The organism is Sphingomonas metalli (assembly GCF_014641735.1).
GTDB lineage: Bacteria > Pseudomonadota > Alphaproteobacteria > Sphingomonadales > Sphingomonadaceae > Sphingomonas > Sphingomonas metalli.
Genome location: NZ_BMIH01000003.1, coordinates 572,585 through 599,455 on the forward strand (window position 1 = coordinate 572,585; position 26,871 = coordinate 599,455).

At 67.4% G+C, this 26,871-nt stretch carries 26 protein-coding genes and 1 tRNA gene; 8 read left to right on the forward strand and 19 right to left on the reverse strand.

What is annotated here, in order from left to right:
* Positions 1 to 103: 103 nt before the first annotated feature.
* The 10 genes from IEX18_RS13110 to IEX18_RS13155 all read right to left on the reverse strand — a co-directional run bounded on the left by IEX18_RS13110 (position 104) and on the right by IEX18_RS13155 (position 9,671).
* Positions 104 to 943 carry a glycosyltransferase gene (locus IEX18_RS13110; protein WP_188659192.1) on the reverse strand — a complete coding sequence of 280 codons (840 nt, stop codon included), beginning with the start codon at positions 941 to 943 and terminating at the stop codon, positions 104 to 106.
* Positions 936 to 1,970: a hypothetical protein gene (locus tag IEX18_RS13115; protein WP_188659193.1), complete on the reverse strand. Its 1,035-nt coding sequence runs from the start codon at positions 1,968 to 1,970 to the stop codon at positions 936 to 938. Before IEX18_RS13115 ends, IEX18_RS13110 begins: the two co-directional genes overlap by 8 nt.
* Complete coding sequence (locus tag IEX18_RS13120; protein WP_188659194.1) at positions 1,967 to 2,959, reverse strand: glycosyltransferase family 2 protein; 993 nt, start codon at positions 2,957 to 2,959, stop codon at positions 1,967 to 1,969. The genes IEX18_RS13115 and IEX18_RS13120 overlap by 4 nt, the downstream gene beginning before the upstream one ends.
* An 82-nt stretch (positions 2,960 to 3,041) precedes the next feature.
* On the reverse strand, positions 3,042 to 4,307 hold the full coding sequence (clpX, locus tag IEX18_RS13125) for an ATP-dependent Clp protease ATP-binding subunit ClpX (protein ID WP_188659195.1): 1,266 nt from the start codon (positions 4,305 to 4,307) through the stop codon (positions 3,042 to 3,044).
* 167 nt (positions 4,308 to 4,474) lie between these two features.
* Positions 4,475 to 5,560 carry a glycosyltransferase gene (locus IEX18_RS13130; RefSeq protein ID WP_229664555.1) on the reverse strand — a complete coding sequence of 362 codons (1,086 nt, stop codon included), beginning with the start codon at positions 5,558 to 5,560 and terminating at the stop codon, positions 4,475 to 4,477.
* Positions 5,561 to 5,826: 266 nt separating this feature from the next.
* A complete protein-coding gene (locus tag IEX18_RS13135) occupies positions 5,827 to 6,516 on the reverse strand; it encodes an ATP-dependent Clp protease proteolytic subunit (RefSeq protein ID WP_188659197.1) in 690 nt (229 codons plus the stop codon).
* Positions 6,517 to 6,595: 79 nt separating this feature from the next.
* The gene (locus IEX18_RS13140) at positions 6,596 to 7,543 is read right to left on the reverse strand and encodes a glycosyltransferase family 2 protein (RefSeq protein WP_229664556.1); all 948 of its coding nucleotides are present in this window, start codon (positions 7,541 to 7,543) and stop codon (positions 6,596 to 6,598) included.
* A complete protein-coding gene (locus tag IEX18_RS13145) occupies positions 7,536 to 7,757 on the reverse strand; it encodes a hypothetical protein (RefSeq protein WP_188659198.1) in 222 nt (73 codons plus the stop codon). The genes IEX18_RS13140 and IEX18_RS13145 overlap by 8 nt, the downstream gene beginning before the upstream one ends.
* A gap of 75 nt (positions 7,758 to 7,832) precedes the next feature.
* Positions 7,833 to 9,527, reverse strand: a complete 1,695-nt coding sequence (gene tig / locus IEX18_RS13150) for a trigger factor (RefSeq protein ID WP_188659199.1) — start codon at positions 9,525 to 9,527, stop codon at positions 7,833 to 7,835.
* A gap of 59 nt (positions 9,528 to 9,586) precedes the next feature.
* A tRNA-Leu gene (locus tag IEX18_RS13155) sits at positions 9,587 to 9,671 on the reverse strand.
* Between the two features lie 114 nt (positions 9,672 to 9,785).
* Between IEX18_RS13155 and IEX18_RS13160 the strand changes: the two genes are divergently transcribed.
* Both IEX18_RS13160 and IEX18_RS13165 read left to right on the forward strand, forming a co-directional pair.
* The gene (locus IEX18_RS13160) at positions 9,786 to 9,947 is read left to right on the forward strand and encodes a hypothetical protein (RefSeq protein ID WP_188659200.1); all 162 of its coding nucleotides are present in this window, start codon (positions 9,786 to 9,788) and stop codon (positions 9,945 to 9,947) included.
* Positions 9,948 to 9,949: 2 nt separating this feature from the next.
* Entirely contained in the window at positions 9,950 to 10,192 is a 243-nt protein-coding gene (locus tag IEX18_RS13165; RefSeq protein ID WP_373284564.1) for a hypothetical protein, read from the forward strand.
* Between the two features lie 143 nt (positions 10,193 to 10,335).
* On the opposite strand, the gene IEX18_RS13170 is transcribed toward IEX18_RS13165, so the two are convergent.
* The 5 genes from IEX18_RS13170 to gatC all read right to left on the reverse strand — a co-directional run bounded on the left by IEX18_RS13170 (position 10,336) and on the right by gatC (position 15,445).
* A complete protein-coding gene (locus IEX18_RS13170) occupies positions 10,336 to 10,959 on the reverse strand; it encodes a peptidylprolyl isomerase (RefSeq protein WP_188659201.1) in 624 nt (207 codons plus the stop codon).
* A 15-nt stretch (positions 10,960 to 10,974) separates the two neighbouring features.
* Positions 10,975 to 12,450, reverse strand: coding sequence for an Asp-tRNA(Asn)/Glu-tRNA(Gln) amidotransferase subunit GatB (gene gatB, locus IEX18_RS13175; RefSeq protein ID WP_188659202.1), 1,476 nt, complete (start codon positions 12,448 to 12,450; stop codon positions 10,975 to 10,977).
* Entirely contained in the window at positions 12,443 to 13,543 is a 1,101-nt protein-coding gene (locus tag IEX18_RS13180; protein WP_229664604.1) for a glycosyltransferase family 4 protein, read from the reverse strand. Before IEX18_RS13180 ends, gatB begins: the two co-directional genes overlap by 8 nt.
* Before the next feature lie 5 nt (positions 13,544 to 13,548).
* Entirely contained in the window at positions 13,549 to 15,033 is a 1,485-nt protein-coding gene (gatA, locus tag IEX18_RS13185; RefSeq protein WP_188659204.1) for an Asp-tRNA(Asn)/Glu-tRNA(Gln) amidotransferase subunit GatA, read from the reverse strand.
* 109 nt (positions 15,034 to 15,142) lie between these two features.
* Positions 15,143 to 15,445 (reverse strand): Asp-tRNA(Asn)/Glu-tRNA(Gln) amidotransferase subunit GatC, encoded by a 303-nt coding sequence (gene gatC, locus IEX18_RS13190; RefSeq protein WP_188659205.1) that lies wholly within the window; start codon positions 15,443 to 15,445, stop codon positions 15,143 to 15,145.
* Positions 15,446 to 15,520: 75 nt separating this feature from the next.
* Here gatC and IEX18_RS13195 point away from each other — a divergent pair, with 75 nt between their 5' ends.
* The 4 genes from IEX18_RS13195 to IEX18_RS13210 are packed head-to-tail and all read left to right on the forward strand — an operon-like array spanning position 15,521 to position 19,338.
* On the forward strand, positions 15,521 to 16,639 hold the full coding sequence (locus IEX18_RS13195) for a DUF3089 domain-containing protein (protein ID WP_188659206.1): 1,119 nt from the start codon (positions 15,521 to 15,523) through the stop codon (positions 16,637 to 16,639).
* A complete protein-coding gene (gene ruvX / locus IEX18_RS13200) occupies positions 16,636 to 17,094 on the forward strand; it encodes a Holliday junction resolvase RuvX (protein WP_188659207.1) in 459 nt (152 codons plus the stop codon). The genes IEX18_RS13195 and ruvX overlap by 4 nt, the downstream gene beginning before the upstream one ends.
* Before the next feature lie 43 nt (positions 17,095 to 17,137).
* Positions 17,138 to 18,124, forward strand: a complete 987-nt coding sequence (locus tag IEX18_RS13205; RefSeq protein WP_188659208.1) for an aspartate carbamoyltransferase catalytic subunit — start codon at positions 17,138 to 17,140, stop codon at positions 18,122 to 18,124.
* On the forward strand, positions 18,121 to 19,338 hold the full coding sequence (locus tag IEX18_RS13210) for a dihydroorotase (RefSeq protein ID WP_188659209.1): 1,218 nt from the start codon (positions 18,121 to 18,123) through the stop codon (positions 19,336 to 19,338). Before IEX18_RS13205 ends, IEX18_RS13210 begins: the two co-directional genes overlap by 4 nt.
* A gap of 124 nt (positions 19,339 to 19,462) precedes the next feature.
* Here IEX18_RS13210 and metH read toward each other — a convergent pair whose 3' ends face one another.
* The 4 genes from metH to IEX18_RS13230 form a co-directional block, all read right to left on the reverse strand.
* Positions 19,463 to 22,168 carry a methionine synthase gene (gene metH, locus IEX18_RS13215; protein ID WP_188659210.1) on the reverse strand — a complete coding sequence of 902 codons (2,706 nt, stop codon included), beginning with the start codon at positions 22,166 to 22,168 and terminating at the stop codon, positions 19,463 to 19,465.
* Positions 22,169 to 22,322: 154 nt separating this feature from the next.
* Positions 22,323 to 23,369, reverse strand: coding sequence for a homocysteine S-methyltransferase family protein (locus tag IEX18_RS13220; RefSeq protein WP_188659446.1), 1,047 nt, complete (start codon positions 23,367 to 23,369; stop codon positions 22,323 to 22,325).
* A 131-nt stretch (positions 23,370 to 23,500) separates the two neighbouring features.
* On the reverse strand, positions 23,501 to 24,445 hold the full coding sequence (metF, locus tag IEX18_RS13225) for a methylenetetrahydrofolate reductase [NAD(P)H] (RefSeq protein WP_188659211.1): 945 nt from the start codon (positions 24,443 to 24,445) through the stop codon (positions 23,501 to 23,503).
* Positions 24,442 to 25,395: an ArsR/SmtB family transcription factor gene (locus IEX18_RS13230; RefSeq protein WP_188659212.1), complete on the reverse strand. Its 954-nt coding sequence runs from the start codon at positions 25,393 to 25,395 to the stop codon at positions 24,442 to 24,444. The genes metF and IEX18_RS13230 overlap by 4 nt, the downstream gene beginning before the upstream one ends.
* Positions 25,396 to 25,521: 126 nt before the next feature.
* On the opposite strand from IEX18_RS13230, the gene IEX18_RS13235 reads away from it, so the two are divergent.
* Together IEX18_RS13235 and IEX18_RS13240 are read left to right on the forward strand one after the other, a co-directional pair.
* Positions 25,522 to 25,839 carry a hypothetical protein gene (locus IEX18_RS13235; protein WP_188659213.1) on the forward strand — a complete coding sequence of 106 codons (318 nt, stop codon included), beginning with the start codon at positions 25,522 to 25,524 and terminating at the stop codon, positions 25,837 to 25,839.
* Between the two features lie 63 nt (positions 25,840 to 25,902).
* Positions 25,903 to 26,850 carry an aldo/keto reductase gene (locus IEX18_RS13240; RefSeq protein WP_188659214.1) on the forward strand — a complete coding sequence of 316 codons (948 nt, stop codon included), beginning with the start codon at positions 25,903 to 25,905 and terminating at the stop codon, positions 26,848 to 26,850.
* The last annotated feature ends 21 nt before the right edge of the window (positions 26,851 to 26,871 follow it).

Below are 26,871 nucleotides of genomic sequence, written 5' to 3' on the forward strand. Positions count from 1 at the left end.
GTGCCCGCAGACGGCCGCGGGCCCGCTTCTTGTCTTCCTATATGGGGAGCGTTGCCGGGGCATCAATCGGGAACGACAATCGTCCGTCCCCAGCGACCGCCGGTCAGAAGAGTTCGTCCCGCAGACGCAAGGGATAGAGGCCCAAACGGACGCCCCGCTTTCTCAGGATCGCCGCGCGGCGGTAGTAGAACACTCTTCGCGCGAGGCCGTTGACGAAAGTACCCTTGAAAAAGCTGCGGGACGGGGAGCGCATCGGCGCCTGCGAGGTGTTCGCACCATGAACCCGCCATCGAACCCAGGAGCGGTCGATATAGTGCACCCGAGTGTGCGCGGCTGCGACGAACGCCAGCCATATGTCGTGCGCCTGCTCGTTCGCCGGTACAGGAAAAGCAGTGTCGAGCAGTTCCCGCCGAAACAGTGCCGTGCAGCCCTGACACAGGCTCTTGCGCGTCAACAGCGAGGCTATGTGATAGTCTCGATCTAGAAAAACTCTGTCGTGGACCCCCCCGAAATTGCGACGCCTGACGGAAGGAGCAACGATCAGGCCGTTCTCATCCATCATCGCGACATCTGCATGGACGAGCAGGTCATTGCCCAATTCCCGCACAAGGGATCGTAGCTTGTCGGCGTCCCAGATGTCATCCTGATCTGCCAAAGCGATGAGCGGCGCCGTGCATGCGGCGATCGCGCGCGCGAAATTGTTCTTGTACCCCAGATTCGGGACTGCCGGGAGGAGGATCAGGCCGCATCGATCCCGATATTCCTCCAGGATCGACCGAGTTCCGTCGGTTGATGCATCGTCGGATGCGATGATCTCCACATCGACGTCCTGTTGCGCATAGATGCTTTCCAACTGCTCGCGGAGCCAACGCTCACCGTTGTAAGTTGCCAGCGCGACTGACACAAAGGGCTTTTCTGCCACCAAGATGATATCCTCACGCACCGGGAAGTTGTGGCGGCCCGCCGCGGCGCCACTCCGCAATCCATGCCGCAAGAGCAAGAGGCAGCCCACGTAGCGGGACGTTACCCAAACTCGCAGCGTGTAAGAATCGAGCAAGAGCCGTCCGCCGCGCTAACCAGGGCGGATCGCCCAGTGCGCGAGCGTAAGGTTGCGCCGCGGCGTGGAAGGGGGACAATTCAAAACAGACCATGTTGAAATAGTCTACACGCTGCTGGCTGCGCTCGGGCACCTTTGTGAACAACCAGGGCTTGTACCGACCCAACATATGGACGAACGCTGGCGGCGGCGCGAACATTGTCCGCAAGCGATCGATCACGTGAAAACCATTCGCGCCGCAATGCTGCACCATGTCAGGCCCATTGCGAATATAGTGAACCGGAACGTCATGAAATCGCTCCGACACAAGCAACGCGGCCAGCACATCCTGATCGCCAACGAGATGCGTTTCTCGCCGCGCGATCGGCTGCTCCTGTGCGGTCTTGAAGCGCGGGTCCGCCATCATGGCGCGCCACGCCTCCAACAGCGTACGATGCGCTTGGGTCACTCGCAGCGAACCGGAATTTGTCATCCAGTCCAGCTCGCGAGCAACTGTCAGGCCCCAGGCTCGCGCCCGGCTTGAGCATCCCCCCGGCTGGCGATAGCGAAATTCCTCGCCGACGACGATCGCGTCCCGCGGCCAGGACGCGATCAGCCGCTCAAGATCGCCTGAGACAATGACATCGGTGTCGAGCCAGAGAGCCTTTTCTGCTTCGCCCAGCGTGCGCAGCAGCACTTCGGGTTTCACGCTCCATCCGCTGCCATTGAAGCTCCTTGTGTCGCGGACGGCGACATTGGGGAGTTCAGTCACAAGTGCGGAAGCCGCGGGAAGAGGTGAATAGATTAGTAGATGGAGGTTGGGAGCCTTGTCAGCCAATGATCTCGCCAAAAGCTCAAGGCCGGGCACGGCCGATGGCCGATCCTCATAGGTGCAAACCAGCAGTGATCTTTTCGCAGACCCCTGATCGATCATCGCGAGGGCCGCAGCGCATGACGGTTGGATGGCACGCCCATCTGAAGTGCCACGAGCAGATCGGTAACCGGCGACTCGCCGCTGTGTGCGGCACATATCGCGCCATAACGTCGCCACCAACGTCGATTGGTCAACGCATCAAGGGCCTGCCGCTTGGGGGCTGCCAATTCGCCGCCGAACCGCGCCTCAATAGCTGCAAGGCGGTGATTGGCGCCTTTCGCAAGTTTGGCCGTGTCGATCATCCGCTCGCGGAAATAATCGCGGGGTCGGCTGGCCCGCTTCAAAGCCGTGGCGAGCCAGCCCCGTCGATCTTTGGGTCGACCGGATCCGGTCTCGTTGGCCCCGTGCCGCCTAAATTGAATCAGAGGAGCTTCAACATGGCCGATACGCCCAATAGCCGCCGCGACGATGCACAACCACCAGTCGTGCATGTGTGCGTCTGCCGGGACCGGCAACGCCGCCCTTAGGAGCGCACGGTTCACCATCACTGCGCAACCAGGGACGTGGTTGCTGATAGTGAAGTCAGCGATCGCATTCGCTTCGCGCGATTTGAAGGTACCGTCGTAAAAGGAGCTGGATATCAGATTGAGATTTCCGTCGACGATCTGAAGATCGCTGTAAACTAGTGCTGGAGAGTCCGGCGCCCCGGCCTCGACCGTCCGCAACCGCTCCACCATCTGCGCGATCTTACCCGGCATCCATACGTCATCCTGATCCGCCAGCGCTGCGTATGGAGCCTCGGCCAGGTGAAGGGCCTTTGAGAAGTTATCCTTTGCCCCAAGATTGACCGGATTCCGCACGAGATGCACCGGAAGCCGATCGAACCGCTCCAGCAATTCGACCGTTCCGTCTGTCGAGCCGTCATCGCATACGACGAGGCGCAGGCCCGTCCAGTCCTGCGCCACCAGCGATTCAAGCATCTCAGGCAAGTATTTGGCGCCGTTGTAGGTCGCCATCACCACATCGACGGGCGGCCGGTCGGTTATCATGCCTTAGTATCCCCGTTGCACGAGCCCGAGGGCACGGTCGATGCAGATTAACCTGCTTCGATCGACTAGGCGAGTCAGCGACTTACGCCGCGTCGCCGGCCTTCTTCTTCTCGGCATAGACGCGGATCGGCTCCTTGCGGCCCTCCACCACGTCCTTGTCGATCATCACCTCGTCCACCCCGTCCATGCCCGGCAGGTCGAACATCGTGTCGAGCAGGATGCCCTCCAGGATCGAGCGAAGGCCGCGAGCGCCCGTCTTGCGCTCGATCGCCTTCTTGGCGACCGTGACCAGCGCGTCGTCGGTGAAGCCCAGCTCGACCTGCTCCATGTCGAACAGCTTCTGATACTGTTTGACCAGCGCGTTCTTCGGCTCGGACAGGATCTTCACCAGCGCCGGAACGTCCAGATCCTCCAGCGTCGCGATCACCGGCAGGCGGCCGACGAATTCGGGGATCAGCCCGAACTTCAGCAGATCCTCCGGCTCGGTCTGGCGCAGCACCTCGCCCGTCCGCTTTTCTTCGGGCGCGGCGACATAGGCGCCGAAGCCGATCGACTTGCCCTGCAGGCGGTCGCCGATGATCTTCTCCAGCCCCGCAAAGGCACCGCCGCAGATGAACAGGATGTTGGTCGTATCGACCTGGAGGAACTCCTGCTGCGGATGCTTGCGCCCGCCCTGCGGCGGGACGCTGGCGGTGGTGCCCTCCATCAGCTTCAGCAGCGCCTGCTGCACGCCCTCGCCCGACACGTCGCGCGTGATCGAGGGGTTCTCCGCCTTGCGGCTGATCTTGTCGATCTCGTCGATATAGACGATCCCGCGCTGCGCCCGCTCGACATTATAGTCCGACGCCTGGAGCAGCTTGAGGATGATGTTCTCGACGTCTTCACCGACATAGCCGGCCTCGGTCAGCGTGGTCGCATCCGCCATGGTGAAGGGCACGTCGAGGATGCGCGCCAGCGTCTGCGCCAGCAGCGTCTTGCCGCAACCCGTCGGGCCGACCAACAGGATGTTCGACTTGGCCAGCTCGACATCCGCGCCCTTGGCGCCATGATTGAGCCGCTTGTAGTGATTGTGCACCGCGACCGACAGGACGCGCTTGGCCTGCTTCTGACCGATGACATAATCGTCCAGGACGTTGCAGATCTCCTGCGGCGTCGGCACGCCGCCGTCCTTCTTCGATACCAATGCCGACTTCGTTTCCTCGCGGATGATGTCGTTGCACAGGTCGACGCACTCGTCGCAGATGAAGACGGTCGGACCGGCGATCAGCTTGCGCACCTCGTGCTGCGACTTGCCGCAGAACGAGCAGTAGAGCGTGCTCTTCGAATCGCCACCGGACAGCTTCGTCATTCAGATAACCTTCTTTACCGTCCGCCAGTGGAACGGCCCTTGTCGCCGGGGTCGGGCAGCGACCCCCGGCCAGATATGCCCCTCCGGACGGCGTACTACAAGACGCTGCGCGGCGGCCGCGATGTCGGTCGGGTCCCGCCCGTCCCGCAGTCGCACGATGCGGCTCCTCACCTGCGGCGCCAGGTGAAAAGCGAGGACATGGCGTAGTTCCACACCACGCTGACCAACACACCCGCCACGGCGGACAGAACCCAATAGGTCTCGCGACCGAACAGCCACTCCGCCACCCCGATGTTCGCGACCGCGCCCGTCGCGCACACGAGGTTGAAGGTCACCCAGCCGCGCAGAAGTGCCGGGCCCCGCAATCTTTGATCGCGATAGGTAAGCAAATTGTTGAGAACGAAGTTGTTGGTGATGGCAACGATCGTCGCCGCCGTCTGCGCCAGTCCGAAACCCGTTTGAAGGCCCAGATAGAAAGCGGACAAGATCAGGAAGTGCACGGCAAGGCCGAAGCCTCCCACCAGCGCAAAGCTCACGAAGCGCACGGGCACAATGCGGCCGAACGCCTTATCGAGGATCAGCTGAAAATATTCCCACAGCACCAGCGAGTCCAACTTGCTCTCGCCGTGCTGCCGCGTGCGAAAGGTATAGGGCATCTCCGCGATGCGCAGCGGTGCCGGAGCGCTCGCCGTGATGTCGAGCAGGATCTTGAAGCCGACCGTCGAGAGACGCGGCAGGGATCGCTCGAACGCCTCGCGGGTCAACATGAAGAAGCCGCTCATGGGATCGCTGATCGGCGTCCGCGTCAGGCTGGTCGCCATGCGGGTCGCGAGCCGGCTCGCCGCGACGCGACCACGGGTCCACTCGCCCATGCTGCCGCCTTCGGCATAGCGGCTGCCGACGACGAGATCGACGCCGCCCTGGCGCATCCGCGTCAGCATCCGGGCGAGCAGGCTTTCGTCATGCTGAAGATCCGCGTCCATGACCGCGACGATCGGCGCCGCGCTGGCCAGGATACCCTCCACGCAAGCGCTCGACAGACCGCGCCGACCAAACCGCTGCACGATCCGAACGCGCGCATCCAGCTGCGCCACCGCGCGCACCGCGGCGGCGGTGCCGTCGGGCGAATTGTCGTCGACGAAGATGATCTCCCATCGCACCCCCGCCAGCGCTTGCTCGGTCGCGGCCACGAGCAGCGGAACGTTCTCGATCTCGTTGAAGGTCGGGACGACGATGGTCAGCTCGGCCGGCAAAGCCGCTGGTACAGCGTCGTGACCCGATGATACCGCCAGGGAAGGGACCAGCCGCGCGCTAGATTCGCTCAAGATCGCCCCCCCGATCATAGCCCCGTCGGCGGACGCCACGCAGACCCCAAGGTGTTCGCCGCCCCGCGCGATACGAGGGCGGCGCCGCATCGCCGGTCCCGACAGCCGGCCCGTCGGGCGACGCCACTCACCGATCGCGGCAAGGACAGCCGGCGGAGTGCTCTTCCGGAGGCCGGTCCTTGCGGCACCATCGATTAAGCCGCCGCGGCAACCTCGTCCGAGGGCACGGGACGCTTGTCGAACACCTCGTCGATCAAGCCGAAATTCTTCGCCTCGTCCGACGAGAGGAACGTATCGCGATCCATGCGGCGCTCGATCTCCTCGATCGGCTGGCCGGTATATTTGGCGTAGAGCTCGTTCATCCGCTGGCGGATGCGCAGAATCTCCTTGGCCTGGATCTCGATGTCCGACGCCATGCCCTGCGCGCCTCCCGAGGGCTGGTGGATCATGATCCGCGCATTGGTCAGCGCCACGCGCATGCCGGGCTCGCCGCTGGCGAGAAGGAAGCTGCCCATCGACGCGGCCTGCCCGATGCAGACCGTGCCGACGCGCGGGCGGATATACTGCATCGTGTCGTGGATCGCCATGCCCGCCGTGACGACCCCGCCCGGCGAGTTGATGTACATGAAGATGTCCTTCTTCGGGTTTTCCGATTCGAGGAACAGCAGCTGCGCGGTGATCAGGCTCGCCATGCCGTCCTCGACGCCGCCCGTCACGAAGACGATGCGCTCGCGCAGCAGGCGGCTGAAGATGTCGAACGACCGCTCGCCGCGGTTCGACTGCTCGATGACGATGGGCACGAGACCGGCCTGGGTCTGGCGAAGCCCCACCCCTGCGCCCGCCAGCGCGCCTGCGAAATCACCGGTCTCGAATGGATTGTGCATGTGATCGTTCCTTATGCCTCGGCCGCGTAGATCGAAGGTTCGCAGGCGGACTTCAAGCCCCGATCCTCGCCGCGACCCTTCAGGGCGCCGGATAGGAGAGATAGGCGAGCCGCCGCACCTCGCGCCGGCCCCGCACCACCGTATCGAGGATCAGCCCGGCGAAGAAGCTGAGTGCGGCGAGGATCTCGAGCCCGGTGATCAGGATGGCGGTCGGCATCCGGGGTACCAGTCCCGTCTGCACATAGGTCAGCAGCAGCGGGATACCCAGCACCACCCCGATCAGCGCCAGCACCAGCGCGACCGCGCCGAAGAACCAGAGCGGCCGCTCGAACCGATAGAGCGTCAGGATCGTGTTGAGGATGCGCCAGCCATCGGCATAGGTGTTGAGCTTCGAGGTCGAGCCTTCGGGCCGCGCATAATAGGGCGTCTCGATCTCGGCGCACGGCATCTTGAGCTCGAGTGCGTGCACGCTGATCTCGGTCTCGATCTCGAAGCCTGCCGACAGCGACGGGAAGCTCTTGACGAAGCGGCGCGAGAACACGCGATAGCCCGACAGGATGTCGGTGAAGCTGCGCCCGAACAGCCGGGCCAGCATGCCAGTGAGCAGCGCGTTGCCGAAGCGGTGGCCCCGCCGATAGGCCAGCTCCGCCTCGCTGACCCGGCTGCCCACGATCATGTCGAGCTGCTCGGCCACCAGCTCGGCCACCAGCCGCGGCGCGGAGGCGGCATCGTAGGTGGCGTCGCCATCGGCCATCACATAGACGTCGGCATCGATGTCGGCGAACATCCGCCGCACCACGGCGCCCTTGCCCTGGATCCGCTCGCGCCGCACGACCGCCCCCGCGGCGCTGGCGACCTCCATGGTCCGGTCGCGGCTATTGTTGTCGTAGACATAGATGACGGCGTCGGGCAGCGCGGCACGGAATTCCGCCACCGTCCGGCCGATCGCCGCTTCCTCGTTGTAGCAGGGCAGCAGAACGGCGACGCGCAAGGCAGTCTCGCCGCTGGTGAGCGACAGTTTAGTCACCAGCCTTCGGCGTCTTCAGCCGACCCTCGGTTCGATCGAGATGACGCTGAAAGACAACGTCGCGGCAGCTTGCCGTCCAGCACAGACTGGCGTCTTCGGTCGCGATCGCCTTGGATTCATATTGGCGCAGGACGAACCACGCTATGCCGGCGACAATCAGCAAGCCGATTGTCACTATCAACTGTAGATTGGTTCGCCACCAGCGCCTGTCCATACAAGCAAACCTCGTTCGCGTCCGCTGTCTTGAAGGAGAAAAGCCCGTTCAGACCAGAACGGGCTTCCCCCGGCATCACGCCTCGGCGGGCTTGGCCTTCTTGGCGCGCGGCTTCTTGGCCGGCGCCTCTTCGGCCGGGTCGGCGGCGGCCGGCTGTTCGGCGGCATCGTCAGTGGCTGCGGCCTTCTTGGCGCGCGGCTTCTTGGCCGGGGCCGCTTCGGGTGCCGCGGCGGCATTGGCGTCCCCGGCCGCGACCGGCTTCTTGCGCGATGCCTTGGGCTTCGGCGCGTCCTCGGCCGTGCCCGTCACCTCGGTCTCGGCGACCGCCGCATGGTCGTCGCCATGCGCGTGGCCGTGATCATGACCGTGGTCATGGTCATGGTCATGGTCATGGTCATGGTCATGGTCATGGTTGTGGACGTGCGTGCCGGTCGCGAAGCCGTCCTCGCTCTCGATCGCCGCTTCCAGCTCCTCGCGCGTCGTCTCGCGGTCGGTGATCGCGGCCTTATCGAACAGGAAATCGACGACCTTGTCCTCGTAGAGCGGCGCGCGCAGCTGGGCTGCGGCCATCGGCTCCTGCTGGACATATTGGATGAAGCGCTGGCGATCCTCGGGGCCGTACTGCTGCGCGGCCTGCGCGATCAGCCGGTTCATCTCGGCCTGGGTCACCTCGACGCCGTTCGCCTGGCCAATCTCGGACAGGAGCAGGCCCAGCCGCACGCGACGCTCCGCGATCTGGCGATAGTCGTCGCGCTCCGACTCCATCTCGGCCTTGGCCTTTTCCGGATCGGCCTCGTGCGTCGCCTCATGCTCCAGCTGCGCCCAGATCTGGCCGAATTCGGCCTCGACCATCGACGGCGGCACTTCGAAATCATGGCCTGCGGCGAGCTGGTCGAGCAGCTTGCGCTTCATGTGCGTGCGGGTGAGCTGATTGTGCTCCTGCTCGATCTGGCCGCGGATCAGGCCCTTCAGCTGATCGAGCGACTCAAGGCCGAGATTCTTCGCGAGCTCGTCGTCGATCCTGGTCTCGCCCGCGGTCTTTACCGACTTGATGACGAGGTCGAACGTCGCCGGCTGGCCTGCCAGCTCCTTGGCGGGATAATCCTGCGGGAAGGTGACCGCGATCTGCTTCTCCTCGCCCGCCTTGGCGCCGACCAGCTGGTCCTCGAAGCCGGGGATCAGGCGGCCCGCGCCGATCTCCACGCCCATGTCGGTGCCGGTGCCGCCTTCGAAGGCGACGCCGTCGGCGGTCTTGCCGACAAAGTCGACCGTGACGAGGTCGCCCTGCTCGGCCGCCTTGTCGCCGGCATCGTCCCAGCTCTTGGCGCCCTCGGCGAACTTCGCGACCTGCTCGTCGATCGCGCTGTCGGACACGGGGATGGTCAGCCGCTCCAGCGTCAGGCCGTCGATCGCCGGCGCCGGAACCTCGGGCAGCACCTCGAGCGTCACCTTCACCTCGGCGTCCATGCCGGGCTCATAGCCCTCGCCCAGCTCGACCGAAGGCTGGATCGCGGGACGCAGCTTCTTGTCGGCGATCAGGCTCTGGATGCCCTGCTGGATCGCGCTATTCAGCGCGTCCTGGGCCAGCGCCTCGCCATGCATCTTGCGGACGAGATTGGCAGGCACCTTGCCGGGGCGGAAGCCGGGCATGCGCACCTGCGGGGCGACGCGCTTCACCTCGGCCTCGACCTTCGCGTCGATGTCCTTCGCGGTGATGGTGAGGGTGTAGGCGCGCTTCAGCCCCTCGTTCAGCGTCTCGACAGTCTGCATTGCTGGCCTTTGAAAGAGAGAGAATTTCGGGCTGCGTCCCGCCTTGCCTCGGGCGGGACTGGTGCGGGCGAAGGGACTCGAACCCCCACATCTTGCGATACCGGAACCTAAATCCGGCGCGTCTACCAGTTCCGCCACGCCCGCATACAGGACCCGCCGTTGGGCGCGCGTCTATACCAGCCCGGAGCCAAGGAGCAAGCGGAGAGGCAACCTCCGGCGCGAACGGCGCGTTTTGCCGGTCCAAAGGAGACCCGACCCATGGCCACCCAGCCGCCCCCCGAAACCCCGGCACCCTCGCCGCAGCCCGTCCAGCCGGACAGCCCGCCGCCCGAGATCACGCCGCCGGGACCGGACTTCGACCAGCCCTCGCCAGGGACCCCGATCGGCAACCCCGGCACCAGCCAGCCGGCGGAGATCTGACGATGGCCGATCGCGAGGATGCCGGCATGCCGGAGAACCATGTAGGCACCGATCCGGAGACTCCGATCGAGCGCCGGGACGAGGATGCGCGCAGCGACCTCGAACAGGTCGTATCCGCTCGCTCCGACGCGGTCGAGCGCGGCGAAGGCGGACCCGAGCCCGAGACCTTCACCCGCGCCGGCGACTTCGACGGCAATAGCGGCACGGGCGGCGAGGTGAAGAACCAAGACCTTACGCAGCAGTGAGGCCTTGAGGCGACACGAACGGGCCGGCCAGCCTGATCGTGTCGCTCCTCAGCCCCGAAGCGGGGCACCCTGCGCGTCATACCACCGACGACGGTGGTGGATGCCGCGCGGCGACAGCCCTTCGGGCGGCTTGATGGACGGCGCTACCTGGTGATCCGGCGCGCCGAGATGAGGGTCGGGGGAGCCACGGGCACTTCCCCCTTGAACGCGCCGCGAACCGTCGCATCCGGCGAGACGGGCGCGTTGAAGAGCTTGAGCACCACGTCCATCCCCTCGACCACACGGCCGAACGCCGCATAGCCGAGATTGTCGCCGGGCCGCGCCGGGTCCGCGTCGAACGAGGGCTGATCGCCCACGGAGATGGTGAATTCGCCGCGCGCCGTCCCGGGCGCCAGTCGCGCGGTCGACAGCGTGCCGTCGAGATGCTTCAGCCCGGTCTCGCTGGTCGGCTCGTGGCGGATCGGCGGGAGCGAGCGCTTCGGGTCGCCGTTCGATCCGAACTGCACGAAGCCGAAGTGGTCGGCGACCTTGACCACGCGATAGACGTGCACGCCGTCCAGCCGCTTCTGGTCGACATAGCGCAGGAAATTGCCCGCGCTGACCGGTGCATGCTTGGTATCCGCCTCGACGACGAAACGCCCGGCCGAGGTTTCGATCGCCACCCGCGGCAAATCTGCGGGAGGGGCGGCGGACGGCACCGGCGTCTGCGCAGGCAAGGATGAGGATAATCCGATCATCACTAGCGAAAGCAGCAGCTTAGCAGCCATGGTTCGTTGCCTTTCTCAGCTTTGGGCGAGCATTGCCTTCAGCCGTTCGTTGACGATCGCCGGGTTGGCCTTGCCCGCCATCGCCTTCATCGTCTGACCGACGAAGAAGCCGAACAGCGCCTCCTTGCCGCCCCGATACTGTTCCAGCTGGCCCGGATTCTTGGCGAGCACCTCGGCGATCACCGCATCGATCGCGCCGGTGTCGCTCGTCTGCTTCAGCCCGTGCTCCGCGACGACCTCAGCCGGAGACTGTCCCGTGTCCAGCATGATCTCGAACACCTGCTTGGCGAGGCTGCCCGACAGCGTACCATCCGCCACCAGCTTCAGCAGTTCGGCGCCCTGCGAGGGGCTTACCGGCGATTCCTCGATCGCCTTGCCAAGCCGGTTGAGCGCGCCGAACAGCTCCGAGGTCACCCAGTTGGCGGCTTGCACCGGCGGCGCCCCGGCCTCCAGCAGCGCATCGAACCAGCGCGCCGCCTCGACCTCCGCGGTCAGCACGCCCGCCTGATAGGCGGAGACGCCTGCCGCCTCGTAGCGCTGCCGCTTTGCGTCGGGAAGCTCCGGCAACGAGGCGCGGCACTCCTCCAGAAATCCCTCGTCGAGTTCGAGCGGCAGCAGATCGGGATCGGGGAAGTAGCGATAATCGTGCGCATCTTCCTTCGAGCGCATCGACCGGGTCTGACCCGTGTCGGGATTGAACAGCCGCGTCTCCTGCACGATCGCGCCGCCATCCTCGAGCACCGCGACCTGTCGCTTCGCCTCGTGCTCGATCGCCTGCATGACGAAGCGCACCGAATTGACGTTCTTGGTTTCGGTCCGCGTGCCGAACGGCGCGCCCGGCTTGCGCACCGAGACGTTGACGTCGGCGCGCATCGAGCCCTGGTCCATATTGCCGTCGCACGACCCGACATAGCGCAGGATCGAACGCAGCTTCGTCAGATAGGCGCCTGCTTCGGCGGGAGAACGCATGTCAGGCCGGCTGACGATTTCCATCAGCGCCACGCCGGAGCGGTTGAGGTCGACATAGGAGCGGGTGGGATGCTGGTCGTGCATCAGCTTGCCGGCATCCTGCTCGACATGGATCCGCTCGATCCCGATCCGCTTCACGGCATCCGGATTCTTCTCGTCCGGGCTGACGTCCAGATGCCCCTCGCCCACCAGCGGGTGGTAGAGCTGGCTGATCTGATAGCCCTGCGGCAGATCGGCGTAAAAATAGTTCTTGCGGTCGAACCGAGACCAGCGATTGATCTGCGCATCGATCGCCATGCCGGTGCGCACCGCTTGGCGGATGCACTCGCGGTTCGGCACGGGCAGCATCCCCGGCATCGCCGCATCGACCAGCGACACCTGCGTATTGGGTTCCGCGCCGAACGCCGTCGCCGCGCCCGAAAAGAGCTTGGCGTTCGAGGTGACCTGGGCGTGCACCTCAAGCCCGATCACGACCTCCCACTCCCCGGTGGCGCCCTGGATCCTGTACGTCTGCTCAGTCATGCTTCGGTCCATCCTGCGACAGCAGTGCGCGGGTCAAGTCCGCGAACTGCTGCATCATGCCACGTGTCGAATAATCCTCGCGCCGGAAGCGGTCGTGACCCCGCGCCGCCATCGCTCGCCGCGCCTCCGCCGACTGCGCGCGCACCGCCTCGCGCCAGGCCGCGGCATCGCCCGGCGGCACGAACAGCGCCTCCCCGTCGCCGACATAGGTCGGTACCCCGCCGGTACGGGTCGCGATCAGAGGCACGCCCATGGCCATGGCTTCGAGCGCAACGGTGATCCCGGAATAGATGTTCTCGCGCATCGGCACTGCGATATAGGTGGCCGAGGCGTAGAGCCGCCGGAACTCCGCCATGGACGGGCTGCGCGGAATGCGGAGGTTCGCGTAGCGCTCCATCAGCGAGTCCGGCAACTCGCGATTGACGAAGACCAGATCCACCGCCGGATCGTTGCCGAACGCGTCGAGCAGCACGTCCCAGTCGCGGGTCGGATCGTTGCCCGCGGCGACGATCGCGATCGGTCCCCCATCGGGCCCGGGCTGCGCCGGCGGAAAGGTCTCCGAGGCGATTCCGAAATGCATCAGCCGGCTGCGAACGCCGGGCAGTCGCTCGCGGCACGCGTCCAGGCAGGGCCGGGTATGGACCAGCAGCCAGTCGAGCCGTTCGAGAAGCGGTCGGTAGATCGCGCGCTGCCAGCCGGCCAGAGTCGGCCACCAATTTACCACCCAGATGGCGGTGCCGATCACCGGCCGACGCGGCACGATACGCAGCGCCATCAGCAGACGCGCGCCGATCGCGTCCCACTCGTTCATCGTCCAGATGATGTCGGCCCGCCGCATCGCACGCCGATTGGCAAGGCTGTGAGCTATATCAAAATGAAGGAAGCGCCGGCACTTGGTGGACAGCCACCGGCCCACCCGCCCCAGCCGATCCTCGGCGAAGCTCACGTCGAAGCCCCATTCCGCGGCCCGGTGAAAGCCATAGGGACTCGCATCGGGCTCGCGGCCGTCCTCGAACCGCCTGCGATAAGCTTCGGCGTCGGCACCGTAAGGCAAATGGACGAAGACGCGCGGCGCGGAGTTCTCGCCGCGCATCCGGTTCACCACCAGGCCTCCGGCCGCGCCGCGAATCCTGCCCGCTCCTCAATGGCCAGCCCGGCATCGAGCACGCCTTGCTCGTCGAGCGGCCGGCCGATGATCTGGAGGCCCAGCGGCAGGCCCGCCGCGTCCAGGCCGCCGGGCACGCTCATCGCCGGCAGTCCGGCGAGCGACGAGGGCACGGTGAACACGTCGTTGAGATACATGGCGATCGGATCGGCCGACTTTTCGCCCAGCGCGAACGCCGCCGAGGGCGCGGTCGGCGCGAGCAGCACGTCGCAGCGTTCGAACGCCTGTTCGAAGTCGCGCGCGATCAGCGCCCGCACCTTTTGCGCCTGGGTGTAGTAGGCATCGTAGAAGCCGGCGGAGAGCACATAGGTGCCGATCATGATGCGGCGCTTCACCTCGGCGCCGAAGCCGTCGGCCCGCGTCGCCGCGTACATGTCCTGGAGCCCCGCCCCCTCGGGCAGGTCGCGCTGGCCGTAGCGGACCCCGTCATAGCGGGCGAGGTTGGACGACGCCTCGGCCGGTGCGATGATATAATAGGCCGGCAGCGCGTATTTGGTGTGAGGCAACGAGACCTCGACGATCTCCGCCCCGGCGTCGCGCAGCCAGTCGACACCCTGCTGCCACAGCGTCTCGATTGCGGCGGGCATGCCGTCGACCCGATATTCCTTGGGAATACCGACGCGCTTCCCCTTGAGATCGCTCGACAAGCCCGCCTCCCAACGCGGCACGTCGAGCTGCAGCGAGGTCGCGTCCTTGGGATCGAAGCCGGCCATCGCCTCGAGCATGATGGCGCAGTCGCGCACGTCGCGCGCCATCGGCCCCGCCTGGTCGAGGCTGGAGGCGAAGGCGATCGTTCCCCAGCGCGAGCAGCGGCCATAGGTGGGCTTGATGCCGCTGATCCCGGTGAACGCTGCCGGCTGGCGGATCGAGCCGCCCGTATCGGTGCCGGTCGCGCCGGGGCAGAGCCGAGCGGAGACGGCCGAAGACGAGCCGCCAGAGGAGCCGCCCGGCGCCAGCGGCGCATTGCCGCCGTCGCTCCGCCGCCAGGGCGAAATGACGTTGCCGAAGGCGCTGGTCTCGTTGGACGAGCCCATCGCGAACTGGTCCATGTTGAGCTTGCCGAGCATCCCCGCGCCGGCATCCCACAGATTCTGCGAGACGGTCGATTCGTAAGTCGGGGTGAAGCCCTCGAGGATATGGCTCGCGGCGGTGGTCGGCACCCCGGCGGTGCAGAACAGGTCCTTCATGCCGATCGGCACGCCGGCCAGCGGCTTGGGCGCCTCTCCCGCGGCGCGGGCGCGGTCGGCGGCATCGGCCGCCGCCAGCGCATGGTCCGGCGTCTCCACGAGAAAGGCGTTGAGGGCCTTGGCCCCCGCGACCCGCGCGTTGAAGGCCTCGGCCACCTCGCGCGCGGAGAAATCGCCGGCACGGACGCCGTCGCGGATCGCGGCGATGCCGAGGTCAGTGAGTTCGGTCATGCGCCGCCCTTGTTCGTCATCCCGGCGAAGGCCGGGATCTTGTCGTGATTGGCCCGGCAGGAGCCGCGGGAGATCCCGGCCTGCGCCGGGGTAACGGACATCGCCGCCATCACTCGATCACCTTGGGCACGGTGAAGAACCCGTGCTCCGCCTGCGGTGCATTCGTCATCAGCGCATCGCGGATGCCGCCCCCGGTCAGCGGATCGGCGTTCACCACATCGTCGCGCAGCCTCAGGCTGTTGGGGATCACGGCGGTCATCGGCTCGACGCCCGCGGTATCGACCTCGCCGAGCTGCTCGATCCAGTGGAGGATGTTGCCGAGCTCGGGCGCGAGCCGGGCGGCGTCCTCCTCGGTGATCGCGATCCGGGCGAGGCTCGCGATCTTCTTGACGGTGCTGGTGTCAACGGACATGCCGCGCGGCTAGCACCCCCCTTCCCCGCCGCGCAACGGTTTTGCGGCACGGACGGGCGGCAGCGGAGTAAAGTCTTGGCGCGCAAGTTCCTGTACGTGATCGCGGCGCTCGTCGTCCTGGTGCTGGCCGGCGCCGTCGCCTATCGCTATTTCGGCAACGACCTGATCCGCATGGCGCTGGTGCCGGGCGAGTCCTATCGCGCGCAGCCCGTCGCCCAGTCGCATGTCTACGACCGCCGCATCCTGTGGCTCGCGCGGCCCGACATCCCCGGCAATCCGGCGCTCTGGACGCCGGCGGGCGAGACGCCGGGGCCGGCCGGCAAGGGCGCGGCCGTCTTCTTCATCCATCCCACCTCCTATGTCAGCCGCGACCACTGGAACGCGCCGATCGACGATCCGGAGACCAACGACCGCGCCGCGCTGTTCCTGCGCGGCCAAGCCAGCGCCTTCAACGCGGTGGGCGAGGTTTGGGCGCCGCGCTACCGCCAGGCGACCTTCGGGGCCTTCCTCACCAGCGCCGCCGATGCGGACCGCGCGCTCCAGGCCGCCTATCGCGACGTGTCGGCGGCGTTCGACAGCTTCCTGACCCAGATCGACCGACGCCGTCCGATCATCCTGGCGGGTCACAGCCAGGGCGCACTGCACCTCACCTGGCTGCTCCGCGACCGGGTGGCGAAGGACCCTCGGCTCGCGCGCAGGATCGTCGCGGCCTATGTCGTCGGCTGGCCGGTCTCGCGCGCGACCGACCTGCCGTCGATGGGCCTGCCTGAATGCGCCGGGGCCGAGGCCGCGGGCTGCATCCTGTCGTGGCAAAGCTTCGCCGAGCCGGCCGATCCCGCCCTGATCGTGGACACCTATGACCGCACGACCGGCTTCGATGGCCGGCCGCGGCGCGGCACGCCGATGGTCTGCACCAACCCGCTGACCGGCACGCCGAACGCCGCGGCGCCGGCCACCGCCAATCTCGGCACGCTCTTCCCCGCCAGGGACCTCAGCACCGCCGATATGATCGCCGGCCGTGTCCCCGCCCGCTGCGCCGATCGCGGCTTCCTACTGATCGGTACCGGGCCCGATGTCGGGCCCTATGTGCTGCCGGGCAACAACTACCATGTCTACGACTACAGCCTGTTCTGGGCCAATGTCCGCGCCGATGCGGCGCGCCGGATGGCGGCCTGGAAGGCGCGGCCGCGATGATCACCGCCCGCGCGGCCGAGTTTCGCGAGGCCCTGCCCGAAGGCGGTCGCCTGATCGGGCTCGATGTCGGCACCAAGACGATCGGCACCGCCTTGTGCGATGCCGGCTGGAGCTTCGCCAGCCCCGCCACCCTGATCCGTCGCTCCAAGTTCACCAAGGACCGCGAGCAGCTCGTCGCGCTGATGCGCGCGCAGGGAGTGAAGGGTCTCGTCATCGGCCTGCCCCTCAATCTCGACGGCAGCGAAAGCCCGCGCAGCCAGTCGTCGCGCGCCTTCGCCCGGCTCGTCGCCGATCTCGGCCCGGTGCTGCTATGGGACGAGCGCTGGTCGACCGTGGCGGTCGAGCGGGTGATGATCGAACAGGATATGAGCCGCGCGAAGCGCGCCGAGCGGATCGACAACCTCGCCGCCGCGCATATCCTGCAAGCGGCGCTCGACGCGCTGGTCGCCGCCTGATCGCCTTGCGCCGCCCCGCCGGGGTCGTTACCCGGCAGCTTCGATGTCTCACTCGGACCACCGCCCCGGCACGCTCATCCATGGCGGCGCCGTCTTTCCGCATCGTCACCTCACCGGGATCGAGGGGCTTCAGCCCCATGAGATCACCTTCCTTCTCGACGAGGCGGAGCAATGGGTGGAGGCGAACCGCTCGCATGCCAAGGGCGACGGACGGCTCGCCGGGCTGACGCAGATCAACGCCTTCTTCGAGAACTCGACGCGGACGCTCCTGTCCTTCGAGATCGCCGGCAAGCGGCTCGGCGCCGACGTCGTCAACATGCATGCGGCCCAGTCGAGCGTGAAGAAGGGCGAGACGCTGATCGACACCGCCCAAACGCTCAACGCGATGCGGGCGGACGTGCTGGTGATCCGCCATATGAGTTCGGGCGCGGTCAAGCTGATCGCCGACAAGGTCGACTGCCCCGTTCTCAACGCCGGCGACGGTCGCCACGAACATCCCACCCAGGCGCTGCTCGACGCGCTCACCATCCGCCGCCGGCGCGGCGCAGTGGCGGGGCAGCGGGTGGTGATCTGCGGCGACCTGCTGCACAGCCGCGTCGCCCGGTCCAACATCCTCGCGCTCACTGCGCTGGCCGCGGAGGTGCGGGTCTGCGCCCCCTCCACGCTGATGCCGCCCGCAATCGAACGCATGTTCGTCACCCCCTATACCGACTTCGACGCGGCCCTGGAGGGCGCGGACGTGGTGATGATGCTGCGCCTGCAGAACGAGCGGATGGAAGGCGCGCTGATCCCCTCCCCGCGCGAATACCGGCTCCGCTACGGCCTGACGCCCGAGCGGCTGGCCCGCGCCAAGCCCGGAGCGCTGGTCATGCATCCCGGCCCGATGAACCGCGGGGTCGAGATCGATTCGTCCGTCGCGGACGGCATCCAGTCGGCGATTACCGAGCAGGTGGCGATGGGGGTCGCGGTGCGGATGGCCTGCCTCGACGTGCTGACCCGCCGGGCGCGCGGCGTGGAGGGCTGGGCATGACGCTGGCGATCACCAATGCGCGCATCGTCGGTCCCGACGGTGAGACCCGCGGCACGCTGCTGGTCGAAGGGGAGCGGATCGTCGCGATCGGCGCGGTCGAGGTGCCAGACGGGGTCGAGACCGTCGATGCGCGCGGTCGCTGGCTCGCCCCCGCCATCGTCGATCTCGGCGTCTTCGCGATCGACCGCGAGGCGTGCCGCCGCGGCGGGATCGTGCGGGTCGCGCTGATGCCCGACCAGTCGCCGGTGCTCGACGATCCCGGCATGGTCCAGCGCGCCGCGCTGGTCGGCCGGCCGGACCTGTGGATTCACCCGCTGGTCGCGGCCACCCGCGCCCTGGCCGGGCACGATCTCGCCGAGATCGCCTTCTGCCAGCAGGCGGGCGCACGTGCCGTCGCGACCGGGCGCGGCTGGATTGCCGACACGGCGGTGATGGAGCGCGTCCTGTCCTATGCCCGCGACCTCGACCTTGCCGTCGTCACCCATGCTGAGGATGGCGCGCTCGTCGCCGGTGCGGTGGCGACGGCAGGCGAGACGGCGACCCGGCTCGGCCTGCCCGCGGCTCCCGCCGTCGCCGAGGCCCTCGCGGTGGCGCGCGACCTGATGCTGGCCGAGGCAACGGGCGCGCGACTTCATATCCGGCAAGTCAGCACCGCGGCCGCCCTCGATCTGGTTCGCGCGGCCAAGCGGCGTGGCGTAGCGGTCACCTGCGGCATCACCCCGGCGCATCTGCACCTGTCGGATATCGCGATGAGCGATTTCCGCACCTTCGCCCATCTCTCCCCGCCGCTGCGCAGCGAGGCGGATCGTCAGGCGTGCCGCGCCGCGATCGCGGACGGCACGATCGACGTGATCGCCTCGGGCCACGACCCGCAGGGACCGGAGGCCAAGCGGCTTCCCTTCGCCGACTCCGCTCCCGGCATGGCCGGCGCTGAGACGCTGCTGCCGCTGGCGCTGATGCTGGTTCGCGACGGGCTGTGCGACATGGCCACGCTGTTCCGGCTGCTGGCGACCCATCCGGCGCAGGTGCTGGGCCTCGACGCCGGAACGCTGACGGTGGGCGCCCCCGCCGACCTCATCCTCTTCGACCCCGAAGCCCCGTGGCGGATCGAAGGCGACCGCTTCGCCTCGGCCGGCAACACACCGTTCGACGGCCTGCCGGTGCAAGGCAAGGTGCTGCGCGTGTGGAAGGGCGGGCGGGAGCTGAGGGGCTAGAGCCTGATTCATTCGGCCAAAATCGTCGCCCCAGCGCAGGCTGGGGCCTTCTGCGGCTCTTGCCTCGTACTCTCACCGGAAGATCCCAGCCTTCGCTGGGATGACGACAGAGAGAAGCGGAAACCTAATCCAGATTCGGGCGCAACCACCGGGTCGCCTGCGCCACGTCCACCCCGCGCCGCGCGGCATAGTCCGCGACCTGATCCTCGCCGATCCGCGCGACGCCGAAATATTCCGCCTGCGCATGGCCGAAATAGAAGCCGCTCACCGCGGCGGTGGGCAGCATGGCGAAGCTCTCGGTCAGCTCGATCCCGACCGCCGCCTCCGCACCGAGCAGATCGAACAGCGTTCGCTTCAGGCTATGCTCCGGGCAGGCCGGATAGCCGGGCGCCGGCCGGATGCCGCGATACTGTTCGCGGATCAGCGCGTCGTTGGTCAGCTGTTCGCCCGCGGCATAGCCCCACAAATCCGTGCGGACATGCGCGTGCAGCCGCTCGGCGAACGCCTCCGCCAGGCGATCGGCGAGCGCCTTGAGCAGGATGTCGTTGTAATCGTCGTGACCGGCCTTGAACCGCTCCAGATGCGGCTCGATACCGTGGATGCCGACCGCGAAGCCGCCGATCCAGTCGCCGGCAGGGTCGATGAAATCGGCGAGGCACATATTCGCCCGCCCCTCCCGCTTGGCGATCTGCTGGCGCAGGAAGGGCAGCCTGATCTCTTCAAGCCCCTCCCCTTCAGGGGAGGGGTTGGGGTGGGGCGCTTCCAAAGGCGATGAGGTTCGCGGAGACTCCCCACCCCCAGCCCCTCCCCTGAAGGGGAGGGGAGCCTGAAGCACCACATCGTCCCCATCACGCCGGCACGGCCACAGCGCCGCCACGCCCCTCGCGGTCAGCCACTTCTCCGACACGATCCGGTCGAGCATTGCCTGCGCATCGCCGTAGAGCGACCGCGCGCTCTCGCCGACCACGTGATCGTCGAGGATCGCCGGGAAATTCCCCGCCAGCTCCCAGGCGCGAAAGAAGGGCGTCCAGTCGATATAATGGCGCAGCTCCTCGAGCGACCAGTCGTCGAATACATGCACGCCCGGCGCGCGCGGCACGGGGGCCTTGAGCATCATGTCCGCGACGAAGCCACGCGCGCGCGCCTCGGCGAGCGGCAGCAGGTCGTTCTGCCCCTTGCCCGCCCGCGCATCGCGCACCTTCTGATATTCCGCGGCGACGTCCGCGACATAGGGGTCGCGCTGGGTGTCCGACACCAGGGTCGTCGCAACGCCCACCGCGCGGCTGGCGTCGAGCACATGCACCACCGGCCCCTGATAGGCCGGGGCGATGCGCAGCGCCGTATGCACCTTCGACGTCGTCGCGCCGCCGATCAGCAGCGGCATGCGCATCTGCGCGCGCTGCATCTCCTCCGCCACCGTCACCATCTCGTCGAGCGAGGGGGTGATGAGGCCCGACAGGCCGATCATGTCGGCGTCGTTCTCGTTCGCCGCTTCGAGGATCTTCGCCCAGGGCACCATCACGCCCAAGTCCACGACCTCGAAGCCGTTGCACTGAAGGACGACCCCGACGATGTTCTTGCCGATATCGTGCACGTCGCCCTTGACGGTCGCCATGATGACCCGGCCCTTGGCCCGGGCGCCCGCCGCCTTCTCCGCCTCGATGAAGGGGAGGAGGTGCGCCACCGCCTTCTTCATCACGCGCGCGGACTTGACCACCTGCGGCAGGAACATCTTGCCCGAACCGAACAGGTCGCCGACTACGTTCATGCCCTGCATCAGCGGACCCTCGATCACCTCGATCGGCCGGCCGCCGCGCGCGGCGATGTCCTGTCGCGCCTCTTCGGTATCCTCCACGACATGCGCGTCGATGCCCTTGACCAGCGCATATTCGAGCCGCTTGACGACATCGAGCCCGCGCCATTCCGCCGCCTGCTTCTCCGCCGCCGCATCGGTGCCGCGAAACTTCTCGGCCAGCGCGACCAGCCGGTCGCCGGCCTCGGGATCGCGGTTGAGGACGACATCCTCGCAGGCGGTGCGAAGCTCGGGATCGATCGTGTCGTAGACGTCGAGCTGGCCGGCATTGACGATCCCCATGTCCATCCCCGCCGGAATGGTATGGTAGAGGAACACCGAGTGCATCGCGCGCCGTACCGGCTCGTTGCCGCGGAAGCTGAAGGACAGGTTCGACAGGCCGCCCGAGATGTGGACGTGCGGGCACCGCGCCTTGATCTCGCGGCACGCCTCGATGAAGTCGACGCCGTAATTGTTGTGCTCCTCGATCCCCGTGGCCACCGCGAAGATATTGGGGTCGAAGATGATGTCCTCGGGCGGGAAGCCGATTCCGGTCAGCAGCCCGTAGGCGCGCTCGCAGATTTCGACCTTGCGGGCCTGGGTGTCCGCCTGTCCGGCCTCGTCGAACGCCATCACCACCACGGCCGCGCCATAGGCCATGCACTTGCGCGCCTGCTCGAGGAAGGGCGCCTCGCCCTCCTTCATGCTGATCGAATTGACGATCGGCTTGCCCGACACGCACTTCAGCCCCGCCTCGATCACGCTCCACTTCGAACTGTCGATCATGATCGGCACGCGCGCGATATCGGGTTCGGCCGCGATCAGCTTGAGGAAGGTCGTCATGGCGAATTCGGCGTCGAGCAGCCCTTCGTCCATGTTGACGTCGACCACCTGCGCGCCGTTCTCCACCTGCTGGCGCGCGACCTCGACCGCGCGGGCATAGTCACCCGCCATGATCATCTTCTTGAACGCCGCGGAGCCGGTGACGTTGGTCCGCTCGCCGATATTGACGAACTGGGTGGAGGAAGTGGTGGTCATGGTTCTTTCTTCAGATCCTCCCCGCTCGCGGGGAGGGGGACCGCTCGGCGCAGCCGAGGGGTGGAGGGGGTTCTCCACCAGCGATTACCGTCGTGGAGAACCCCCTCCACCATGCTTCGCATGGTCCCCCTCCCCGCTGGCGGAGAGGATCTGACTAGGCCGCCATGGTGAACGGCTCCAGCCCGGCGAGCCGCGTCCGCACCGGCGGCCTCGGGATCGCGCGCGGCGGCACGCCCCGCACCCGCTCGGCGATCGCGCGGATATGGTCGGGCGTCGAGCCGCAACAGCCGCCGAGCACATTGACCTGGCCCGCCCCCGCCCATTCATGGACCAGGCCGGCGGTCGTCTCCGGCGCCTCGTCATAGGCGCCCAGCTCGTTCGGCAGGCCGGCATTGGGATAGACCATGATCAGCGTGTCGCAGATCTCCGACAGCGTCTTCACATGCGGGCGCAGCTGCTCCGCCCCGAACGAGCAGTTGAGCCCGATCGTCAGCGGCTTCGCATGGCGCACCGCATGCCAGAACGCCTCGACGGTATGCCCCGACAGATTGCGCCCCGACAGATCGGTCAGCGTCATCGACAGCATGATCGGCACGTCGCGCCCGCGATCCCGCCCGGCATCGAGCGCGGCCATGATCCCCGCCTTGGCATTGAGCGTGTCGAACACCGTCTCGATCAGGATGAAGTCGGCGCCGCCGTCGAGCAGCGCATCCGTCTGCTCGCGATAGACGCCGGTCAGATAGTCGAAGTCGATCTCGCGATAGCCGGGATCGTTGACGTCGGGCGACAGCGACAGCGTCTTGTTGGTCGGCCCGATCGCCCCGGCGACGAAGCGAGGGCGACCGTCGCGATCCGCAAACTCGTCGGCGATCGTCCGCGCCATCCTGGCGCTCTCGAAGTTGATCTCGCGCACCAGATGCTCTGCGCCGTAGTCGGCCTGGCTGATGCTGTTGGCCGAGAAGGTGTTGGTCTCGGCGATATCCGCTCCCGCCTCGAAATAGGCGCGGTGGATCGCGGCCGGCACCTCGGGCTTGGTCAGCGCGAGAATGTCGTTGTTGCCCTTCTGGTCATGGGACAGCCCCAGCGACCCGGCATAATCCGCCTCGGACAGCTTCCAGTTCTGGATTTCGGTCCCGAACGCGCCGTCGGTGATCAGGATGCGCTTGGCCGCCTCTGCCAGGAATATGTCGCGTGTGGTCATCATTCGTCCCTCTAGGCCCCTCCCCTTCAGGGGAGGGGTTGGGGTGGGGCGTAGCAGTCTCATCGAGACACCGGCGCCCGTGGAACCGCCCCACCCCTTACCCCTCCCCTGAAGGGGAGGGGCTGTGATTTCTAAGCCGCCGCCTCGACCGCCACCGGCGCCTTCGCCCGCACCCCCAGCAGGTGGCAGATGGCGAAGGCCAGCTCGGCCCGATTGAGCGTGTAGAAGTGGAGCGCCTTCACCCCGCCCGCATAGAGCCGGCGCGACAGCTCCGCCGCCACCGTCGCCGCGACCAGCTGCCGCGCGGCGGGATGGGCGTCGAGCCCCTCGAACAGGCGCCCCATCCAGGCCGGCACCGCCGTCCCGCACATCGCGCTCATCCGCTGGACCGAGGCGAAATTGCACACCGGCATGATGCCGGGCACGATCTCCGCATCGATCCCCGCCGCCGCCGCCGCGTCGCGAAAGCGGAAGAAGGTCTCGGCCTCGAAGAAGAACTGGGTGATCGCGCGGTTCGCGCCCGCGTCGAGCTTGCGCTTCAGATTGTCGAGGTCCGCTGCGGTGCTCGCCGAGTCCGGATGGCTCTCCGGATAGGCGGCGACCGAGATCTCGAACGGATGCAGCCGCCGCAGCCCCGCAACCAGCGCCGCCGCATTCTCATACCCGCCCGCCGGGCTGGAGAAGCGCGCGCCCTGTTCGGGCGGATCGCCGCGCAGCGCGACGATGTGGCGCACGCCCGCCGCCCAATAGCCTTCGGCGACCTGATCGATCTCCTCGCGCGTCGCCTCGACACAGGTCAGGTGCGCCGCCGCCGACAGGCTGGTCTCGCGCTGGATGCGCGCCACCGTGCCATGGGTCCGCTCGCGCGTCGTCCCCCCGGCGCCATAGGTCACCGAGACGAACTCCGGGCCCAGCGGCTCCAGCGTCCGCACCGCATCCCACAGCTGCTCTTCCATCTTCTCGTTCTTGGGCGGGAAGAATTCGAAGCTGACCGCCAGGTCGCCGCGCACATCCGCATAGAGGGGCGCATCGAGCGCACGCCGCGCCTCTTCGAGCTGGTTGACCGAGATCGTCATGCCGCCTTCACCTCATGCAGCCCGGCCGCACCCTTGCGGGCGAGCCATAATTTCACCGTCAGTTCGCCCCCGCCCAGGGTCTCGACCCGCATCATCCTAAGACCCGCCGCCTCGGCCCAGCCCTCGATCTGCGCATCGGCGAAACCGAGGCGGACATGGGCGTCGCGCGCGCGCAGTTCCTCGCGGTCGTGCGGCGCGAAATCGACGATCAGCAGGCGCCCGCCGGGGGCCAGCACCCGCGCCGCCTCGGCGATCGCCGCGCCGGGTGCCGCCGCGAAATGGAGGACGTGATGGATAATCGCCAGATCGGCCGCCCCGTCCGTCATCGGCAGCGCATAGAGGTCCGCCTGGCGCAGTTCGGTATTGGCCGATCCCGCCAGCTTCGCCCGGGCGAGCCGCAGCATCTCCGACGAGCGGTCGATGCCTAGAGCCGCATCGGCGCGGCCGGCGAAGAGCTCGAGCATCCGCCCGGTGCCCGTGCCGATATCGATCAGCGTGCCGATCGGCGCCGGGCCGAGCACCTCCGCCATCGCGGCCTCCACCTGCGCCTCCGCGACATGCAGCGAGCGGATCGCGTCCCATTCGCCGGCATGGGTCTCGAACCAGGCGGTGGCGGCCGCCGCACGGTCGGCACGCACGGCTGCCAGCCGGGCGATGTCGGCGACGGCCCAATGGTCCGCCTGTCCATGCGCCCAGCCATCGAGCGCGGCGGCGATCGGCGCCACCACCTCGGCCGAACCCAGCGCGACGAAGACCCAGCTGCCCTCCTTGCGTCGCTCGGCCAGGCCGGCATCGCAGAGGATCTTCACGTGGCGCGACACGCGCGGCTGGCTTTGCCCCAGCACCTGCGCCAGCTCGCCGACCGACAGCTCCATGCGCCGCAGCAGCGCCAGGATGCGCAGCCGCGTCGCGTCGCCTAACGCACTGAAGATGGGGAGCGGGTCGACCATAGGCATCAACATATAAAGATATCTTTATATGAGGTCAATCGATCCCGGCGCGGGAGCCGAAAGGGATCGCTCGCGTTACGACCCGCACGTCCGGGCTCGTTCCGGACCTATTCGGGAGCCATAGAGATGAAGAAGCTGATCGTCCCCGCCCTTGTCGCCGCCGCAGCGCTGTCGGCCTGCAGCCAGAACGCCCGCAACGAGACCTCGGAAGCGGCCGGCGCGGTGGGGGCGGATGTCGAGGCGACGACCCGCAACGCGACCGGCGACGTCGACGCCGCGACCGATCGCGCCCTGAACGGCGCCGAGCGCAGCCTCGACAATGCCGGCACCGCGATCGACCGCAGCGCCGACCGCGCGGGCGATGCGATCGGCAATGCCGCGGACCGCGCCGCCGACACCACCGGCGCGGCGCTGGAGAATGCCGGCCAGAAGCTGCGCGACTGACGCGATCGCGCCCCCTCGCCGCCGCGCGAGGGGGCGGTTTCCCGGTGCAGCAGGAGCGCCCGCATGACCCTTCGCCGGCTCGGTTCGACCGACCTCAAAATCGCGCCGCTGGTTCTCGGCGGCAATGTTTTCGGCTGGACCGCCGATCGCGCCGCCAGCTTCGCGGTGCTCGACGCCTTTGTCGAGGGCGGCGGGACGATGATCGATACCGCCGACGTCTATTCGGCCTGGGTCGACGGCCATCGGGGCGGCGAATCGGAGACGATGATCGGGGAGTGGCTGCGGGCTTCGGGCAAGCGCGACCAGGTCCTGATCGCGACCAAGGTCGGCATGCTGCCCGGCGAGGGCGGCGAGAAGCTGGCGCCCGCGCGGATCGCCGCAGCATGCGAGGCGTCGCTCAAGCGCCTCGGCACCGATCGGATCGACCTCTATTACGCGCATCAGGACGACGATGCCGTGCCGCAGCAGGACGTGCTCGCCGCATTCGGCCGGCTGCTCGACGACGGCAAGATCCGCGTGCTGGGCGCCTCCAACTTCTCCGCCGCCCGGCTGAAATCGGCGGTCGACCTGTCACGCGACGGCAGCTTGCCGCGCTACCATGCTCTGCAACCGGAATATAATCTGGTCAGCCGGCACAAGTTCGAGGGCGAGCTGCAGGATTTCTGCGTGACCGAGAATATCGCGGTCCTGCCCTATTATGGCCTCGCCTCCGGCTTTCTGACCGGCAAGTACCGGACCCGCGAGGATCTGTCGAAGAGCGCGCGCGGCGGCGGACTGGCCTCCCTGCTGGAGGGGCGCGGCAAGGCGGTGCTCGACGCGATGGACGGGGTCGTCGGCGAGACCGGCGCTACCCATGCGCAGGTCGCACTCGCCTGGCTGATCGCGCAGCCGGGTGTCACGGCACCGATCGCCAGCGCCACCAGCGTCGAACAGCTGCGTGACCTGCTGCCGGCGATGACGCTGGAGCTGTCGAAAGACCAGCTGGAGCGATTGACCGACGCTGGCGCCTGACGACCGCCACGTCTAGCATCG